Source organism: Pseudoalteromonas sp. NBT06-2, assembly GCF_002276045.1.
Classification (GTDB): Bacteria; Pseudomonadota; Gammaproteobacteria; order Enterobacterales; family Alteromonadaceae; genus Pseudoalteromonas.
This window is the reverse complement of the sequence record NZ_NQMR01000015.1, coordinates 41,875-59,975: the sequence shown is the minus strand read 5'-3', so window position 1 is coordinate 59,975 and position 18,101 is coordinate 41,875. Positions and strand designations below refer to the sequence as shown.

General features: G+C 35.1%; 14 protein-coding genes and 1 pseudogene. 13 read left to right on the top strand and 2 right to left on the bottom strand.

From position 1 onward, the window contains the following. Positions 1–10: 10 nt before the first annotated feature. Positions 11–1,849: a sensor histidine kinase gene (locus tag CJF42_RS04945; protein ID WP_095365615.1), complete on the top strand. Its 1,839-nt coding sequence runs from the start codon at positions 11–13 to the stop codon at positions 1,847–1,849. 99 nt (positions 1,850–1,948) lie between these two features. Here the strand turns inward: CJF42_RS04945 and CJF42_RS04940 are convergent, their stop codons facing one another. Beyond that, a complete protein-coding gene (locus CJF42_RS04940; RefSeq protein ID WP_095365614.1) occupies positions 1,949–3,391 on the bottom strand; it encodes a sigma-54-dependent transcriptional regulator in 1,443 nt (480 codons plus the stop codon). Between the two features lie 370 nt (positions 3,392–3,761). Between CJF42_RS04940 and CJF42_RS04935 the strand changes: the two are divergent. Together CJF42_RS04935 and CJF42_RS04930 are read left to right on the top strand one after the other, a co-directional pair. Further along, positions 3,762–4,039, top strand: a pseudogene (locus CJF42_RS04935) (GrxA family glutaredoxin). Between the two features lie 106 nt (positions 4,040–4,145). Beyond that, positions 4,146–5,867: a DEAD/DEAH box helicase gene (locus tag CJF42_RS04930; RefSeq protein WP_095365613.1), complete on the top strand. Its 1,722-nt coding sequence runs from the start codon at positions 4,146–4,148 to the stop codon at positions 5,865–5,867. Between the two features lie 356 nt (positions 5,868–6,223). Here the strand turns inward: CJF42_RS04930 and CJF42_RS04925 are convergent, their stop codons facing one another. Next, positions 6,224–6,841, bottom strand: a complete 618-nt coding sequence (locus tag CJF42_RS04925; protein WP_095365612.1) for a TetR/AcrR family transcriptional regulator — start codon at positions 6,839–6,841, stop codon at positions 6,224–6,226. A gap of 417 nt (positions 6,842–7,258) precedes the next feature. Between CJF42_RS04925 and CJF42_RS04920 the strand changes: the two genes are divergently transcribed. The 10 genes from CJF42_RS04920 to CJF42_RS04875 all read left to right on the top strand — a co-directional run bounded on the left by CJF42_RS04920 (position 7,259) and on the right by CJF42_RS04875 (position 18,101). Then, complete coding sequence (locus CJF42_RS04920) at positions 7,259–8,347, top strand: efflux RND transporter periplasmic adaptor subunit (protein ID WP_095365611.1); 1,089 nt, start codon at positions 7,259–7,261, stop codon at positions 8,345–8,347. After that, positions 8,344–11,418, top strand: coding sequence for an efflux RND transporter permease subunit (locus CJF42_RS04915; protein ID WP_095365610.1), 3,075 nt, complete (start codon positions 8,344–8,346; stop codon positions 11,416–11,418). Before CJF42_RS04920 ends, CJF42_RS04915 begins: the two co-directional genes overlap by 4 nt. A 173-nt stretch (positions 11,419–11,591) precedes the next feature. Beyond that, positions 11,592–12,545, top strand: coding sequence for a hypothetical protein (locus CJF42_RS04910; protein ID WP_095365609.1), 954 nt, complete (start codon positions 11,592–11,594; stop codon positions 12,543–12,545). Between the two features lie 58 nt (positions 12,546–12,603). Continuing rightward, a complete protein-coding gene (locus CJF42_RS04905) occupies positions 12,604–13,494 on the top strand; it encodes a DUF350 domain-containing protein (protein ID WP_095365608.1) in 891 nt (296 codons plus the stop codon). A gap of 149 nt (positions 13,495–13,643) precedes the next feature. Next, a complete protein-coding gene (locus CJF42_RS04900; RefSeq protein ID WP_252097529.1) occupies positions 13,644–15,311 on the top strand; it encodes a polyamine aminopropyltransferase in 1,668 nt (555 codons plus the stop codon). A gap of 90 nt (positions 15,312–15,401) precedes the next feature. After that, the gene (locus tag CJF42_RS04895) at positions 15,402–15,815 is read left to right on the top strand and encodes a YjfI family protein (RefSeq protein WP_095365606.1); all 414 of its coding nucleotides are present in this window, start codon (positions 15,402–15,404) and stop codon (positions 15,813–15,815) included. 24 nt (positions 15,816–15,839) lie between these two features. Continuing rightward, positions 15,840–16,532, top strand: a complete 693-nt coding sequence (locus tag CJF42_RS04890) for a PspA/IM30 family protein (protein ID WP_095365605.1) — start codon at positions 15,840–15,842, stop codon at positions 16,530–16,532. Positions 16,533–16,720: 188 nt separating this feature from the next. Beyond that, positions 16,721–17,359 carry a hypothetical protein gene (locus tag CJF42_RS04885; protein ID WP_095365604.1) on the top strand — a complete coding sequence of 213 codons (639 nt, stop codon included), beginning with the start codon at positions 16,721–16,723 and terminating at the stop codon, positions 17,357–17,359. Further along, positions 17,356–17,682: a hypothetical protein gene (locus CJF42_RS04880; protein WP_095365603.1), complete on the top strand. Its 327-nt coding sequence runs from the start codon at positions 17,356–17,358 to the stop codon at positions 17,680–17,682. Before CJF42_RS04885 ends, CJF42_RS04880 begins: the two co-directional genes overlap by 4 nt. Positions 17,683–17,684: 2 nt before the next feature. Continuing rightward, the gene (locus CJF42_RS04875; protein ID WP_095365602.1) at positions 17,685–18,101 is read left to right on the top strand and encodes a hypothetical protein; all 417 of its coding nucleotides are present in this window, start codon (positions 17,685–17,687) and stop codon (positions 18,099–18,101) included.

The window sequence follows — 18,101 nt, the reverse complement described above, 5'->3', positions numbered from 1 at the left end:
GAAATACTATATGAAAAAAATCACAATTTCATTTGTACTAGCACGCTTTGTATTTTTTAGCGGTCTTGCGCTTGCACTTTTAATTTCAGCGTTAGTCAGCAATCAAGTTATGAATGTTATTAACTCAGAACAAGATAAAGTGATCCTCAGAGAAATAAACCAAATCAACGATAGCTATCAAATATTTTTAAATAACCGACTTACTTTACTAAAAGAACATTCTAATTTTCCTATTATGATACAAACTTTAATGCAACCAGAGTCTAACAAAGGAAATATCTTTGACTTTATGGCAGGTTTGAGCATATTAGGTAAGAAATACCGCATGAGTCTGCTTGATTTTGAAGGTCAATTAATACATTCAACTGACCCTTCTATAAAAATAAATTATCAAGATACCCCTTGGGTAAAGTGGGTATTAAACCGTACACAAACAGACCGTGACTCTCTTACTAAAACATCAATAATAAAAGTAAACAACCAATATCACTTTTCGATTTCAGTTGCGATTGCCTATAACGGCTCTATTGAAGGTATTTTAACTTCTGAAATTCCCATTAATGATATAAATGAAGGCATAAACTCGGAACTTCGGCTTCAAGGAGTCAGTATAGAAATAATTCAAAATGAAGAAGTATTAATTACATTTGGTAACAAAATTGATGGCGAAAAAAAATCAATTTATTGGCCCGAACTCAATATATCCCTGCGCTTTTCACTAGATAAAAGCATTATAAATTCATCGCTTTACTCTTTAATGATTCAAATCAGTTTGATAATCATCTCAGCTATTTTTATAACTTCTTTTTTAGCCTACCAGTATGGTTATCGCTATTTTGTAAAACCTTTATTATCTCTGTCTCAGGCTGCCGAAAAACTTGACAAAGGTGACCATTATCAAGCTCTACATGAAGAAAGTAAAATCAAAGAGCTGTCCTCTTTATTTTTACAATTTAATCACATGGTTGATCAGGTTCAAAAAAGAGAAACTGATTTAAAAAATAGCTATGCTAAACTTGCTCAAGCCAATGATGAGCTAAAATTAAGTGAATCTCAACTTGTGCAATCAGAGAAAATGGCCAGCATAGGTTTATTAGCTGCAGGTGTCGCCCATGAAATTAATAATCCTATTGGCTATGTTAAAAGTAACTTAAATGTATTGAATGACTATATAGATAATTTAAAAGAATACGAACAAGCCGTTACAGAAGATTTAATATTAAATGAACATGTAAATTTAGCATATCAACAAAGAAAACAAGTTTTGTTAGAAAAGCATGATATTACATATTTATTCCAAGATATATTTCCTTTAATTAAAAGCACCATAGGAGGCATAGATCGCGTTGATGAAATAGTACAAAGTTTAAAAGTATTTGCCCGTGAAGAGCTGCCTGATAAAAGCTTAGTAGACATCAATGAAGGATTAAATGCGACATTAAAAATAGTGTGGAACGAACTTAAATATAATTGTGAAATTCATGTTGATTTAGCTAAGTTACCTATGACATTAGCTTATCCAAGCAAGTTAAACCAAGTGTTTATGAATTTACTCATAAATGCAGGGCAATCCATTGAAGAAAAAGGAGATATTTTTGTTAGAACACGAGTTAAAGACAAAAATATTATTATCGAAATCGAAGATACAGGATGTGGTATCGCACAAGAAACTTTAACACAAATATTCACACCATTTTATACATCAAAGCCGGTTGGCGCAGGCACAGGGTTAGGTTTATCCATAAGTCACAATATTGTGAAACAGCATAATGGTGATATATCTGTTATTTCTAATATAAATAAAGGCAGCTGCTTTAGTGTTGCTATTCCAATAATCGAATCTGAATAACAAATCCAGTTCTGAACTGTTATCTTTTTTGACTGCAAGATCAAATTGTTAGCATAAACACGTTAAATTTTCGACACCATATGTTCGATCATAGCCTTCTTAAGCTAAAGAACTTTGCTCTTGCCAAGTTTTCATTTTTCGATATAAGGTTGAAGGACTTACATCTAACATTGCAGCAGCTTTTGGAATGTTATTATTACAAAGCGCTATTGCATGTTCAATATAACATTTTTCAACTACACATAGTGGTTCAATCGTTTGCACTGAAGTCGCTTGATTTACTCGTACTTTACTATCCTCTAAACTGTTGACTCTATCAGTTTCGAGCATTGGAGATGCATAGTGACTTCGTTGTATCATTTTGTCCGAACTTTGCTCTGAACGAGGTAATGAAGGTAACATATGAGGCTCGATAACCTGAGAGTCATTCAATACTAAGGTATTTCTAACAATATTTTCTAACTGCCTTACATTACCAGGCCAGTTATATTGCATAATAGTTTGTTTTGTGGCAAACGACATTTCTTTATAAGTACGATCTTCTTCTTTAGCTATTTTCTTAAATAAAAAATCAGCAATCTCTATAACATCATTTTCTCTTACTTTTAAAGAAGGTAACTCTATCGGAATAACATGTAATCTATAATATAAATCTTCTCTAAATTGCCCTTCATTTACTTCAATTAATGGATCTCGATTTGTGGCACATACAAAACGTACATCTACTTTTTCTAATTTTTCACTCCCCACCTTTTGAAAGGTACCAGTTTGAATAAATCGTAATAATTTACTTTGAAGATTAAGCTGCATTTCACAAATTTCATCTAAAAATAATGTGCCACCATTTGCTTGACCTGCCGAACCTTCTCTATTATTTGTAGCCCCTGTAAACGCCCCTTTCACATGACCAAAGATCTCACTTTCAATTAAATCTTTAGGAATTGCAGCACAATTTATCGCGATGAAAGGGGCTTTATTTCTTGGACTTGCTTGATGAATGGCGCCAGCACAAAGTTCTTTACCTGTACCACTTTCCCCTGTAATAAAAACAGTTGCTTTGCTTGTCGCTGCATTGCCAATTATTTGATAAACAGACTGCATTATTTTTGAGCTACCAATTAAGTCATAAAAACGACCATTTTCATATTTTTCCTGATAGTTTGATATTTTTTCACTTAATGTTTTTAGCTTTAAAGCATTATTTACAGTAACACGAAATCTATCTGCATCAATTGGTTTTACAAGGAAATCTGTAGCGCCTAATCTAATCGCTTTTACTGCTAATTCTTTACTTGCATGACCCGTTAAAATGATAACTTGAGGGCGGTTCTCAGGCTCTAAACTATCTAATACATCCATACCATTCATATCTGACAGCATAATATCTAATAAAATAAGTTGTGGTTTATTCTCTGCTAAAAAAGTGATGGCTTGCTTGCCAGTGTTTACTACATGGGTATTTATACCTGTCGGAATCAAATAACTTTCATACAACCGAGAAAGGGATTCGTTATCTTCTACAATTAAAACACTAGGCACCATAAATAACTCCCTTATAATTTTTTACTGATAGATTAATTAAGGACCAATAAAGGCAAATCGTCAATTCAAAAAAATTAAAAAATGCTTTTGCTGCAAACACTTAATATCTTAAAAAATTGATATGAATACATTAAAACTAAAGTAACCGTTTCATCCTCTTTATTGCTATGGCGTAATAAATAGTTAAATATTCTGTCATAACTAAACCAGATTTATCTATATCATCATTACTCACAGGGAATCTTTCAAAATCAATAATAACGTCAATTTGATAAAGTGTAACGCTACATATATCAAGGTAAAATCAATCAATTTTACCAATATTAGTATTAATGTATTCTGTTGATATTCAAACAAAGAGGAGTAAAATATGTTTACAGTAATTTTTGGTCGTGACATTGCCCATTTTGTGTCAGAGCTAAAGAAGTAGCAACACAATTGAGTAACGATGTAGCAGGTTTTAAATTTAAATATATTGACATCTTAAAAGAAGATATTTCAAAAGTTGATATTGGAAAAACAGTCGGGAAACCGGTTGAAACTGTACCTAAAATATTTATAGATCAGGCTCACATTGGCGGTTTTAAAGAATTTGAAGCCTATGCTAAAGACAATTTAGGTTTATACAGCATAAAACACTCAGTTTAAAATTCGACCTAGTTCAGTCACATAGAAAATAGTTGAAATTTACCCGAGCTATTGCTGCTCTTTTACTATACAATGCGCGCCTCTTTAAATATGCCGAGGCGCTTTAATGTCTGAATCTGTCACTTTTTCATCCTTAGAACTATCACCTGCTATATTACAAGCTGTTGAAAAATTAGGTTACGAAACACCTTCTGAAATTCAAGCTAAATGTATTCCTTATTTATTAGCAGGAAAGGATGTATTAGGACTTGCACAAACAGGTACTGGTAAAACAGCAGCATTTGCTTTACCCCTGTTAAATAATATAGATGTTAAAGCTAAATACCCTCAAATATTAGTATTAGCACCAACACGTGAGTTAGCAATTCAAGTAGCTGAAGCTTTTGAGCAATATGCTAAATTTACTCATGGCGTGAAAGTATTACCTATTTACGGTGGCCAAAGCTACGGTATCCAATTAAAAGCACTACGTGAGGGCGCACAAGTTATTGTGGGTACACCTGGACGTGTTATGGATCACTTAAATAAAGGCACTTTAAAATTAGATAGACTTAGCGCTATGGTTTTAGATGAAGCCGATGAAATGTTACGCATGGGCTTTATCGATGACGTAGAAACTATTATGGCTAAAACGCCAGCGGATAAACAAACATGCTTATTCTCTGCAACTATGCCTAAGCAAATTCAATCAATTTGCAGTAAATATCTAGAAAATGCAGAACATGTTAGTGTTGCTGCACGTAACTCAACTGTTGAAAGTGTTGAGCAAGTATTTTGGATGGCTGGCCACGTTCATAAAAATAAAGCCATTGTTCGCTTCTTACAAGCTGAAAATTATGACGCCTCTATCGTATTCGTAAGAACACGTAACGATACAGTGCAGCTATCTGAGTACTTAGAACGCGCAGGTTTCTCTGTAGCACCATTAAATGGTGATATGAATCAACAAGCACGAGAACGTACAATTGAACGTTTAAAAAATGGTATGTTAGATATCGTTATAGCAACAGATGTTGCTGCTCGTGGTCTAGATGTACCACGTCTTGATTTAGTTATTAACTACGATATTCCACAAGATGCTGAAGCATATGTTCACCGAATTGGTCGTACTGGTCGTGCTGGTCGTACTGGTAAAGCGCTTTTATTTGTTAAGCGTAATGAACGTTATATGCTTAAAAATATCGTTCGTGGCACCAAATCAGATATCGCTGAAGTACAACTTCCAAGCACTGATATTGTTCAACAAAAACGCCTTGAAACTTTAGCAAGTACATTAACAAAAACGGCTGAATTACAAGATATACGATTTTACAATGAGTTAGCAGAAAAATTAACTGCTGAACTAGGCTTATCAAGCGATTCTCTTGCTGGTGCATTACTTTACTTGGCACAAAAGCAGTCGCCAATCAAAGTTGAAGAAGTCCCTAAAATGCCAGAACGCGCACCAAGAGGCGACCGTAATGATCGTGGACGTGGTGATCGTAATGACAGAAATGGTCGTGATAGAAATAACCGTAATAACCGCGGTGAGCGCTCTGAAAGTAGCCAAGACAGAGAACGTAAACCTCGTGAGCGTCGTTCTAAAGACAATGGTCCAGTAGATACATACCGTATAGAAATCGGTCGTGATGATGGCGTACAAGTTAAAAATATTGTAGGCGCGATAGCTAACGAAGCTGATATTCCAAGTAAGTTTATTGGTGATATTCGTTTACATGACGACCACAGCACGGTTGAATTACCACAGAACATGCCTGAAGCAACTTTGAATCACTTCAAAACAGTTGTAATTTGCCAAAAGCAAATGAAAATGTCTTTGAAAAAGTAATTATTAACTGTTTATATTTTTAGCTTCTTGAAGTGGTCAATGATTATTGACCACAATCATCTTATATTAGCGACGAAATAAGATTAAAAATTAATTTTAAAATAGGTATCTCAAAACACATTCAGATATTTCAATAAAATTTAGGCAACAGCTATGTTCGTATTTTACACATTGCTGCGAAGTCACATCAGTGCACAAAACTTCACAACAAATATCTTATAAAGATTCAGCAATCTAATTCATTAAGCATACTTTCATTCCAGCTCAGTTATCCGATGCCAGTAATTTTTAAAATAGATTTGAGTTCATAAATTATATACCATACTATTTTAATGTTAGGGTTTAGTTTTATCACACTAAGTATATGCTTTAATAAAACGCTTAATACTGTCTTTTAAATAGTCATCGCTAGGCGCTGTATCTTCACTAATGTGTCCTAAAGTACGCTTCAAATGCCAATCACCTTGAACCATACCTAGCAACTGTAAAGTAGCAAAACGTGTATTCGATATATCTAGCTGACCTGCATCTGAAACTAAGCTTAAACATTCACTCACTTGATCTTGAATCATTCTAGGTCCGGCACAATAAAAGCATGCTCCTAATTGAGGATGTTCTTCTCTATGAGCCACACAGGTAGTATAAACTTGAATTGCATCGTCAGATAAAATTAAATCGCTAAAAGTTTTGATTATTTTAAATAAATTATCTTCTAAAGAATGTTCAGCATGATACAGCTGTCCGTGAAATTCAGATGTAGCACAACGGGCTCCTACCGTTTCAACAAATAAAGATTCCTTATCTTTAAAGTGACTATAAACCGTTTGCTTAGATACACCAGCTTCTTTAGCTACTTTATCCATACTGGTATTTGGATAACCTTGCTCAATAAATAATTTAGTTGCCGATTCAATTATTTGATCACGTTTTAACTGTGACTTACTGCGCTTAGATTCTACTTCACTTGCTACCATTTATAAAAAACTCCAACCCCAAAAATAGACTGGACAGTCTAGTTTGATTGTTTTATAGTTACCCTAGACTTAGCAGTCTAATATGATAACCAATCTACTTCAAGGCACAAGCGGCAGCATATTGGAGCATGTACCCAAGCTACCTCAAGATGCAGAATTCAGCGTTTCACAGATGCTTAATATCAAGGCACAACTTTGTAGAAATGGTTGTTCTCTTTTTATAAGTTTGAATGTAGAGATTAAGTGTCTTTGATACAATTAAGATATTGATTTAAATATATTTATGTCATGGCATTGATTTTAACCAGGAAGCACCACTGCTATCAATGCTTTGTCTAATTTTTTTTAATTCCAACTGAAATTCTTATCCTGAAGTAGTTTGGGTATAGATATCACTTTTTTCACAAGGAACGCAAAATGAAAAATCAACTAGTTGCTATTTTTACTTTTTTTATTGCAAGTTTTAGCGCTTTTAGTGCTGAAAATATTATAAATATTGAAGCTCTAACATTACAACAAATGGAATATTATCAAGTAGAGCGTCATTTTAGTGGAAGAGTTATTAAGCAGCAGGATGCCAAGTTAGCATTTGAGTTTGCAGGAAAGATTAAGAGCATTGATTTTGACCAAGGTGATAAAGTCACCAAAAACACTCACCTCATCACTTTAGATACCAGCTTACTCGAAATTGAAAAGCAAAAACTTCAAGCAAGCTTGAAACGTATTGAAGCCGAGTTATCTCTAGCTCAATTAGATCTTAAAAGGCTAGATAAATTACAAAAACAAAACTATTCTGCTGAGCAAAGTTTAGATCAAATCAATACGCAAATAAATGTATTCCAAGCGAGTAAAAGTGAAGTTCAAGCCGCTATTTCGGGTGTAGACCTTCAAATTGAAAAATCTCACCTAAAAGCCCCATTCGATGGTGTTTTAGGACAACGTTTTGTTTCTATCGGGGAGATTGTAGCCCCTGGCACCCCTGTTATTCGTTTATTAAAAAATGGTCATAATCAAATTCAAGTAGGTGTGCCACAGCATTTGAAACAAACAATAAAACCTTATATGCCAGTCATTATTTCTGGCAAAGAGTATAAAGCAAAAGCCCTCAGCACAGGAGCTGAGATAGATCCCATTTCACATACCTTATTAATGAGGTTTGCTATACCCGACGATGTAACAGTTTATGCTGGACAAGTTGCACGACTTAAAATTAAACAAAATAAACATGCTTTAGGTTATTGGATACCGTTATCAGCATTAACAGATGGTATTCGCGGGACTTGGAATATTTATCATATAAACCAACAAGAAAATACTGCACGTTTAAAACCAACAATAGTCGAAGTGATATATACCGATGGTAAAAATGCTTATGTCAGTGCAGCTTTACCCGATAAAAGTAAAATAGTCGCTAGCGGTTTACATAAAGTAAGCACTAACATTGCCGTCAATATTGTTAATACCACGCTTGCTAGTAAAGTTAAGCTAGAAGGTAAGTTGAAATGATCAAATATTTATTTGAACACCCTCGCCTACAAGCATTAATGATTGTTTTATTATGTGTCAGTGGTTTTGCTGCAATCAATAGTTTACCCAGAACTGAAGATCCAAGGATCACCAATCGTTTTTCTTCTGTGACCACTTTTTTGCCCGGTGCCAGTGCAGAACGTGTTGAAGTACAGTTAAGTGAAATATTGGAACAAAAATTAAAAGCCCAACAAGAAATAAAACTCATCGTTTCAACATCTCGACCAGGTATTTCTGTGTTAAGTATAGAGTTAAAAGACAGTGTCATTGACCCCATCCCTATTTGGTCACGATTAAGAGATTTATTAGCAGATGTACAGCCATATTTACCACCTCAAGCAAGTACTCCCCAATTAGATGACGAAAAAGGTTATGCTTACACGCGAATATTTGCCTTAACAGGCAATAGTCCAGAAGTATCATTAGCTGTAATCAACCGTTATGCTAAAGAGTTACAAAGCAAGTTACGCAATGTTTCAGGTGTAGAAGTAGTCCATTTTTTTGGAAAACCCGAAGAAGAAGTCTTAGTCAAAATCAATGCGCATAAAGCAGCCCTTGCCAACATTTCAATCCAACAGATTGCAAATGCACTTCAAGGCGCAGATGCTAAAGTGGCCGCAGGTACTTTAATCAACAATCAAACACAAATTCAATTAGAATTAATAGGTGCTTTTGATTCGATTACTCGTATAGAACAAATACCACTAATCAGCACAGAAACTGGCAGCCAATATCAATTATCCGACCTAGCTAGCATCAAAAAATCTATTAAAACACCTGAATTTGATATTGCGTTAATTAATGGTCAACCAGGGATTTATGTTGCGGCACGCATGTTACCAGGTCTTCGTATTGATAAATTTTCAAAAAGTGTAGATGAAAGCAAAAAACTATTTTTACAAAACTTGCCCGAACAAATTCAATTAAAAGATATTTTTAATCAGCAACAATATACTGAAAATAGATTGGGCGAACTTATCGATAATATCTTGGTTGGTTTCATTATAATTTTATCAGTACTCATGCTCACTTTAGGTTTTAAAGCCGCTATCATAGTGGGAACAGCATTACCGTTGACAGTTTTATTTACATTGGTCACTATGCAATATTACGGTTTACCAATACACCAAATGTCAGTAACAGGCTTGGTTGTTGCACTTGGTATCATGGTTGATAACGCAATTGTAATGACAGATTCTATTCAAAGATATCGTCAACAAGGATACCCAGCGTTAAAAGCAGTCCAAACCGCGGTATCACACTTTTGGATGCCATTATTAGGCTCAACTCTCACCACTATATTAGCTTTTACACCAATCGTACTTATGCCAGGACCTGCTGGTGAATTTGTTGGTGGCATAGCCTTAAGTGTTATCTTTGCTTTAATTGGTTCATATTTAATTTCTCATACCTTAATAGCCGTATTTGCAGGTCAATTTATTAATGGCAATGAACCTAATACAATTTGGGGCAGAGGCATTCGCCTACCTAAATTATCTGAAAAGTTTTCAGCTTCATTAAAATGGAGTTTAAACCATCCGAAGCGCACTTTAGCTTTAGTTTTTATTTTACCTGCTTTAGGTTTTTTCAGTGCAGGTCAACTTACTGAACAGTTTTTCCCTCCATCTGATCGTGACATGTTTCATATAGAAATGCGATTATCGCCTAACAGTAGTATCGCTAATACCAAACAAACCACTTTAGAAGTCGATCGTTTTATTAAGCAATTTAAAGGTATCGAAAAATTAGATTGGATGATAGGCAATAACTTTCCTAGCTTTTATTACAATATAAAACCCAGAAGTCGAGGTGCCACTAATTATGCACAAGCGATGGTTAAAGTACCAGATTTTAAAGTTGCAAATAAACTTATTCCAGAGCTACAAACAGCACTTGATATCGCATTCCCCCAAGCTCAAATTATAGTGAGAAAATTAGAACAAGGCCCTCCGTTTAATGCACCAATAGAAATGCGAATTTACGGTCCTAATCTTGATACATTAAATGTACTCGGATTAGAACTGCGTACATTGTTAATTGCACACGAAAATATAATTCAAACACGCTCTACTTTAATATCTGGAAATCCGAAACTTTGGTTAAAAGCCGATGAAATTGCATTAAAACAAAGTGGCTTAACCCTAAATGATTTAGCCAGTCAATTACAGTCTCAATATCATGGTCTTATCGCTGGTAGTATAATCGAACAAACTGAAACAATTCCTGTGAGAGTAAGAGTCTCTGACGTAGATAGAAGCTCAACATTGGCACTTAATTCCACTAACTTTTTAGCAAATCAGTCATTAAATGTTGAAGCCTTTACCGAACTGAGTTTAAAACCATCAAGAGGCAGTATTGAACGTCGAAATGGCGAACGTGTAAACGTCGTTGAAGGTTATTTAAAAACAGGCATTATTCCACAGTCTGTATTAAGTGATTTTCAAGAGATTCTAACTAATTCTGACTTTAGATTACCACCGGGTTATCAGTTAGAAATTGGTGGGGAGTCTCAAAAACGTAACGAAGCTGTGAGCCAATTAATTGCATCAGTTGGCATCATAGCAGTATTGCTGCTAACGGTACTTGTTGTATCTTTTAATTCTTTTACAACTACATTATTGATTATCATAAATGCGATTCAAGCTGCCATGTTAGGCTTGCTAAGTGTTTATCTCGGTGGGTTCCCTTTTGGCTTTACCGTGATCATAGGGCTGCTTGGTTTAATGGGACTAGCGATAAATGCCGCTATTGTTATTTTATCCGAATTACGTGCCACTGATGCAGGCACAGATCAAAATAAAATAATAGCAGCAGTAATGACCAGCTCTCGCCATATTACCTCAACCACTATCACTACAGTTGGCGGTTTTATGCCACTGATATTAGCTGGAGGCGGGTTTTGGCCGCCATTTGCAGTTTCGATAGCTGGCGGTACAGCACTAACAACTATTTTATCATTCTACTTTGTACCCGTTGCATTTAAATTAATGAAGGGAAGAAAAAACAAAGCTGTAATAGTTACGAGTAGCGCAGTTATATCTTCTAATTAAACATCTAGATAGCTAATCGACTAGATTAGCTATCTAATTTAACCGACCTATATCTCCTAAAAATATCTATTTACATTATTAGATTCAAAAAACTTGGTTTAAATTCTGGGTTATGCAAAACTAAGGTCATTCAATAATCTCTATAAATTAATGCTGATAAAAGGTGACAATGAATGTCGAATTTTAATGCCTGGAAGCTATTTAGTTTTTTTTGCTTTTCACTGTTTCTGTTAGGCTGTGAATCTAAAGAAGAACAAGCTCAAAAATCAGTTCAGTTAGAAATAACCTCAACTGAATTAAAAATTGAAAGCTTAAAAAAAGCACTGGATAACAATTACATCCGAAATGCTAAATTGCTAAAAGAATATGATAGTTACTTACAAAGTAACATCCCAAAACTATCTCAAATAAGTAACCTAGTTGCACAAGATGCCACGACGCAAGGCCCATTATTTCAAGGTTTAACAACACGCTTAAATGATATAAAAAATGAGCCTATCACCTTAGATAATGCGTTTATTCAATTAGATCGTTTAGCCAAAATCAAAGAAGCTGCCAAACTAAGCTTATTTGGCGACGCTTTAACCGATCCGTTAAATGTATTAGCTGATATGTCAGAAGGCAATCTCGCACGCGTCGGTGCAATCAGCCAACAAGCTGAAAATGCAGCGAACCAAGGTGAAAATTTAGGTGCGGGTAGCCAAATGATAGGTAATCCTAATTATGGTAATTGGCAAACCAACTCAAGCGGTACTAGTTTTTGGCAATGGTATGGTATGTACCGTATGCTTGGTGATGTGGTTGGTGGTGTGAGCTATGACAGGTGGAGCAGAAAGCGTCGCTACAGTTATTATAATGACTATGGCCGCTCACGTTATACCAGTAAAAATCAATATAAAACACAGCAAAAAATTGAAACTCGTACTAAGCAATCATATAAGCGCCAAGGAAAACAGTTTACGAGTCCCTATGCTAAAAAACGCGCAGGCGCATCAAGCTTAAGTAGAAGTAGTTATACCCCAGTAAAAACAAGAAGTAGTTATTCAAAAAGTAGTTACTCAAAGAGCTCAGGCTCTGTTCGCAATAGCTCAAGTCGTACTTCACGTGGCGTAAGCCGCGGAAAATAATCAATAAAAATACTGGTATTAACGAATTTAATTAAAGAATTTTTTTGGAGAATATAAAATGAACGGATTAACATTATGGACAGCCCAAGCACTCGCCATAGACTTTATCGTCATCATCGCTTTATTTGTAAGTTTAAAACTAATTAAAGGTTGGGTCTCAAACTTACATGCCAATGATGAGATCACCAAACGTGACAATTTTGCTTTTGGTTTAAGTTTTGCTGCAGGTTTAGCAGGTTTAGCCATTGTTTTAACGGGTATTACAAACGGAAACTTTGCCGATACTTTACTTGAAGAAGCAATGCAAATGGCTGGTTACGGCTTAGTGGGGATTGCATTAATCAAACTTGGTCACTTTTTCCAAGATAAAGTCGCTTTACGTAAAGTCGATTTACATGATGAAATTGTCAAAGGTAATGTGACTGCTGCATTAATTGAATTTGGTCATATTGTTACTGTTGCAATCCTTATTCGTTCTGCACTTATTTGGGTTTTAACTGAAGGCTGGCATGGTCTCCCAATCGTAATTGCTGCATTTTTTATTGGAAATATTATTATGTTATTAGTAAGCCAGTATCGTGTTCAATTATTCAAACGCACAAATAAAAATGGTGATTGTCTACAACAAGCAATTAAAGATAATAACTTAGCTGTGGGCGTGCGTTATGCTGGATTTTTAATTGGTAGTGGTTTAGCTATAACAGCTGCAACGGGTATTGCACCTTATAACGCAGAAAATATAAATATGAGCTTAATTTATTGGGCAGCTGCTGCAGTATTCAGCCTAGTGATGTTTATTATTTTGCATTTAATCACAATAAAAATCATTTTATCTGGCACTAATATTTCAGATGAGGTAAATCGTCAAAAAAATGTTGGTGTTGCAGCGATATCAGCAACAACGTCATTTGCTATTGGTTTAACTATGGCGACTTTATTAGGTAATTAAAACCTTACCCTTTCATAGCTCATGGGAGTAACAAACACTCATGAGCTATTTCTGTCTAATTGATCTGAGTCTAAACCCTATTGAATACCGCAACAGTTACAAACTCAAAACAGACCTTATGGTTTCACGATATTTTACTGATCACTGTAATGGCGATTTTAGCTGGGTGTGGATTAATTTATGAATATTTACTCTCACATTATGCTGGCCGTGTTTTAGGCTCTGTAGAAAGCGCAATATACGCCATGATTGGCACTATGATAGTCGCTATGGGCATAGGTGCTTTTATGGCTCGTTGGTTTAAAGATGCTTTCACTGCATTTGCTTGGCTTGAAGCTTTAATTGCTTTACTAGGCATGAGTTGTATTTTATTTATTGCCAGTCTTATCGCTATTAGTTACACCCTACCCCATACGCTTTCTGAAACATTTAATTTACCGCCCAATGTATTATTAGATGGTTACCTTTTTGAACAACTGCAAGATATAGCACAATTTATGCCTTATATTTTTGGACTTATTTTAGGTATATTAATTGGCATGGAAATTCCGCTTATCGCCCGTGTCCGTCAACAAGTTTATGGCCGATTTTTAGAAAATAATGCGGGTACGATTTATGGCGCAGATTATATTGGTGCAGGTATTGGCGCTGCTATTTGGGTCTCAGTCATGTTATCCATGCCCATAATGCAAGCAGCTGCGTGGACTGCTTTATTTAATATAGTCGCAGGGTTTATATTTTTAGCTAAATATCGCACTTATATTCGTTATGCAAAATATTTATTTGTTTGCCATATTGTATTATTATTTTTGTTTAGCCTGCTTTTAGTAATGGGCACAACTTGGATGAAAAATTTAAGTAGTGTGTTATATAAAGATAAAGTCATTTATTCACAATCAACAAAATATCAGCACTTAGTGGTGACAGAGCGTTTTTTGAAAAATCAAAATGAACCGATAACAGATCTCTTTTTAAATGGGCGTTTACAGTTCTCTAGTGCCGATGAACAGCTTTATCATTCTATGTTAGTATATCCTGCAATGGCAGCATCAAATCGCCATGATAATATTTTAATTATTGGCGGTGGAGACGGGTTAGCGCTAAGAGATACGCTAAAATGGCCAGTGAAATCAGTAACATTAGTTGATTTAGATGCTCAATTACTCTCGCTTTTTGGCTTTGAAAATACGCAGTTCTCTAGTGATAAGTTCGAAATACCGGAATATATAACACAACGCGTAGTTAAATTAAATGAAGAATCAATGAGCGATCCTAGAGCACACATAGTCGCGACAGATGCTTTTTTAGAAGTCGAAAAATTATTAGACCAAGGCAAGCAGTTTGATACTATCATCATAGATTTACCAGATCCTAATCACCCTGATTTAAATAAATTATATAGTGATTATTTTTATAATCAGGTACGTCAATTACTAGCACCAGATGGTGCTTTGGCTATACAGTCTACTTCCCCTTATCATGCAAAAAATGCCTTTTTAAGCATCGCCAAAACGGTTAAGTTTTCGGGATTTTTACATGTCGAGCAGTATCAGCAAAACATCCCTTCATTTGGTCAATGGGGTTGGACTATCGCAACGCGTTCAGGGCAAAGTGCCAGTAACCGAATTGCAAAATTACAGCAACTACCAGTGGAATCAAAATGGCTAAGTCAAGAATATATCCTTGCTTCATTTATATTTCCACGAAACTTTTTTAATGAAATAAAGTCTATTGAAGTTAATAGACTCGGTTCAGGTGTACTGTACGATTATCACAGTAAAGCCTGGCAAAATGAATCTGAATTATATAAAAATTAAATTAATTTACACTTTTTTGTTGACATAATATGTCGCAAATGCAATTATCAACTCAGACATAATATGTCATTTTAAGCAAAGGAACAGAAGATGGAATTAAATGAACTTTCAATCAAGTTAGCAACATTCGAAGCAGAAGGTGTTAGTTTTGAGTCTTTTCTAATTGCAAGTGAAGACGAACAGGAAGTCCTTCAAGTAATTGTTGATGGTAATGACGAATTGCCTATTTTTGTTACACGAACTGACGAGCAACTGCTTTGTATTAGTTACTTATTTGCCGAAAGCGAAATTAAAGTAGCATTAAAAAATGAACTTAATGAAGCACTACTTAGATTAAACGTGCCAATTCCATTAAGCGCATTTGCAAAAATTGATGATAAATATGCCATTTTTGGTGCTTTATCAGTTAATTCATCATTCGATGATATAACACATGAATTAGTAACATTAGCTGACAACGCAATTGATTCTTTAGATGCGGTCACAGCTTACTTAAATGAATAATGGTTTAGGCCAGGAGATAAAATTATGAGCATACTTAAAAAATTATTTACAGCAGTTCGTGGTGGCGCAAGAGAAGTAGGTGAGTCAATTGTTGACGCAAATGGTATCCGTATTTTCGAACAAGAAATTGCAGATGCACAAAACGCATTACAAAAAGCGAAAAAAAGCTTAACTGAAGTAATGGCTAAAGAAATGCAGTGTAAACGTAAAGTCAGTGCATTAAATAGCAGTATCAGTGAGCATGAAGAATACGCAGGACAAGCACTTAGCCAAAATAATGAAGCATTAGCTATCGAAATTGCAGAAAAAATAGGTGATTTTGAAACTGAAAAAGCAGAGCAAGAACAAGTTTTATCAGGCTTTAGTAATCATATTGTTGCACTTAAGCAACAAGTTAAAGAAGCTGAAAAAACTATCAAGGAAAATCAGCGTCAACTAACCATGGTTAAAACAACAGAAAGCGTACAAAAAGCAACAATGGCAGTAAACAGCACACTTAATACTAATGAATCATCTATGACGTCAGCACGTGCTTCTCTTGATCGTATCAAGCAAAGACAGCTAGATAGACAAGATGAGTTATCTGCAGCGAAACAACTTGAATCAGCGTCAAATGGCGATGATCTAAAAGCTAAAATGGCAGAAGCAGGTATTGGTGGAAGCAATACAAAAAATAGTGATATTTTAGCGCGAATTAAAGCGAAACAAGGGAAATAAAACGCCCTCGAGGCAAGCTATATCGCTCAGCCTCGACTTCACTACGCGAAGCAGGATATTTTTATTAATATCGCTTCGCGATTTAATTTACGCGACAAACTGCGGAAAATTAACCTCTGTATTTTAATTTTATGCCATTATAGTGGCCTACAATAAAAATGCACAGCAGACCTATAAGGGACCCCTCCATGTTTAGTTTCTTCAAATCAAAAAAAAAGCCCGAGCGTCAGCTCAATGATGCAAGCCAGCTTAAGTCTGGAGATATGCTGCAAATAATTGATTCATTTGCTTATCCTTCATGGCTAAAAGGCCAGACGTTAAAAGTAGCTGATGTACAAACATATCAATATGAGCGTAGCTCAGACACTGAATTTGTTTTAGAAACTGATTCTGGCCAAGTAGTATTTTTACAAATAGAAAAAGAAGATGGTGAACAGTGGGCTAACTTTTCAATAAAAATTCAAAGAGATGACGTAGATGCTATTTTCACTTTAGATGAATTTGCACGTATTTTTGATGAAGAAGATTTAACACACCTTAATACAAATAATAAACCTGAGCAGTTTAGTCAATTTTTAGCCGACGAATATAAGCAAAGCGAGGCGCCATATGTGGTTTATTTCCATAAACAAGATTTCCGTAATTTATCATTGCCCCGCTATGAAAGTGAAAGTGGTGAGCCCTGTGAAATGATTTGCTTAGCATCACCTCAAGAAAGCCACAGCCTTAATATCGAGATTTGGGATGGCGGTGAGACTGAGATTTCGTTAACTTTAACTCGCCCTATTACTGATATTGTAGACTTGTTTCCAGGTAACGCTACATGATCAAAAAAGAAGATAAGTGGTTAAAGCAAGAGCAAGCTATCCGTGCGACGCAAATGGCTTTTGATTTAAGCAGTGAAGTTCAAAAAAACATAAAAAAACAGGCTATAGATGAAGAACTCACGCCTTCCGATATGATACGAAAAATTTTGAATTTAGATGTTAAATCTAAAAAAACCAGACAGAGATTATCATTTAATCTTAATGATGAAGAAATAACACAATTAGCGATTCGTTTTGACGTTAATACCGAAGACAAACGCGCTGTTAAGCAAAAAGTAGCTGACATATTAATTAAATACGCTATAAACACAAGCAAGGAATAAGTATGAAAGGTGCAGGTGGAACTTCAGGTGGCATAGGTCAATTTTTCTTAGGTTTAATCATGATGAGTGGTGGCTTTTTCATGCTGTTAAATGCCATAAAGATTAGTTCCTCTTTTGGTATGGGTACCCGTCTGTACGGTTTTTCAGGAATGAGTATTACCAGTGGTATGGTGATTATCCCTTTCATATTTGGTATAGGGCTCGTTTTCTACAATAGTAAAAATATATTAGGTTGGATATTATCTTTAGGTTCAATAACCGCTTTAATTTTTGGTGTCATTAGCTCAATTCAATTCTCATTTGCAAGCATGAGTTCATTTGATTTAATTGTCATTTTAGTACTGACTATGGGTGGTTTAGGTTTGTTTTTAAAATCTTTAAAAGCAATAGATAAGCGTTACCCAAATGAAAAAACTTAA

Coding starts and splice junctions, on each gene's coding strand:
- CJF42_RS04945 (WP_095365615.1), top strand. CDS start 11: ATGAAAAAAATCACAATTTCATTTGTACTAGCACGCTTTGTATTTTTT.
- CJF42_RS04940 (WP_095365614.1), bottom strand. CDS start 3,391: ATGGTGCCTAGTGTTTTAATTGTAGAAGATAACGAATCCCTTTCTCGG.
- CJF42_RS04930 (WP_095365613.1), top strand. CDS start 4,146: ATGTCTGAATCTGTCACTTTTTCATCCTTAGAACTATCACCTGCTATA.
- CJF42_RS04925 (WP_095365612.1), bottom strand. CDS start 6,841: ATGGTAGCAAGTGAAGTAGAATCTAAGCGCAGTAAGTCACAGTTAAAA.
- CJF42_RS04920 (WP_095365611.1), top strand. CDS start 7,259: ATGAAAAATCAACTAGTTGCTATTTTTACTTTTTTTATTGCAAGTTTT.
- CJF42_RS04915 (WP_095365610.1), top strand. CDS start 8,344: ATGATCAAATATTTATTTGAACACCCTCGCCTACAAGCATTAATGATT.
- CJF42_RS04910 (WP_095365609.1), top strand. CDS start 11,592: ATGTCGAATTTTAATGCCTGGAAGCTATTTAGTTTTTTTTGCTTTTCA.
- CJF42_RS04905 (WP_095365608.1), top strand. CDS start 12,604: ATGAACGGATTAACATTATGGACAGCCCAAGCACTCGCCATAGACTTT.
- CJF42_RS04900 (WP_252097529.1), top strand. CDS start 13,644: ATGGCGATTTTAGCTGGGTGTGGATTAATTTATGAATATTTACTCTCA.
- CJF42_RS04895 (WP_095365606.1), top strand. CDS start 15,402: ATGGAATTAAATGAACTTTCAATCAAGTTAGCAACATTCGAAGCAGAA.
- CJF42_RS04890 (WP_095365605.1), top strand. CDS start 15,840: ATGAGCATACTTAAAAAATTATTTACAGCAGTTCGTGGTGGCGCAAGA.
- CJF42_RS04885 (WP_095365604.1), top strand. CDS start 16,721: ATGTTTAGTTTCTTCAAATCAAAAAAAAAGCCCGAGCGTCAGCTCAAT.
- CJF42_RS04880 (WP_095365603.1), top strand. CDS start 17,356: ATGATCAAAAAAGAAGATAAGTGGTTAAAGCAAGAGCAAGCTATCCGT.
- CJF42_RS04875 (WP_095365602.1), top strand. CDS start 17,685: ATGAAAGGTGCAGGTGGAACTTCAGGTGGCATAGGTCAATTTTTCTTA.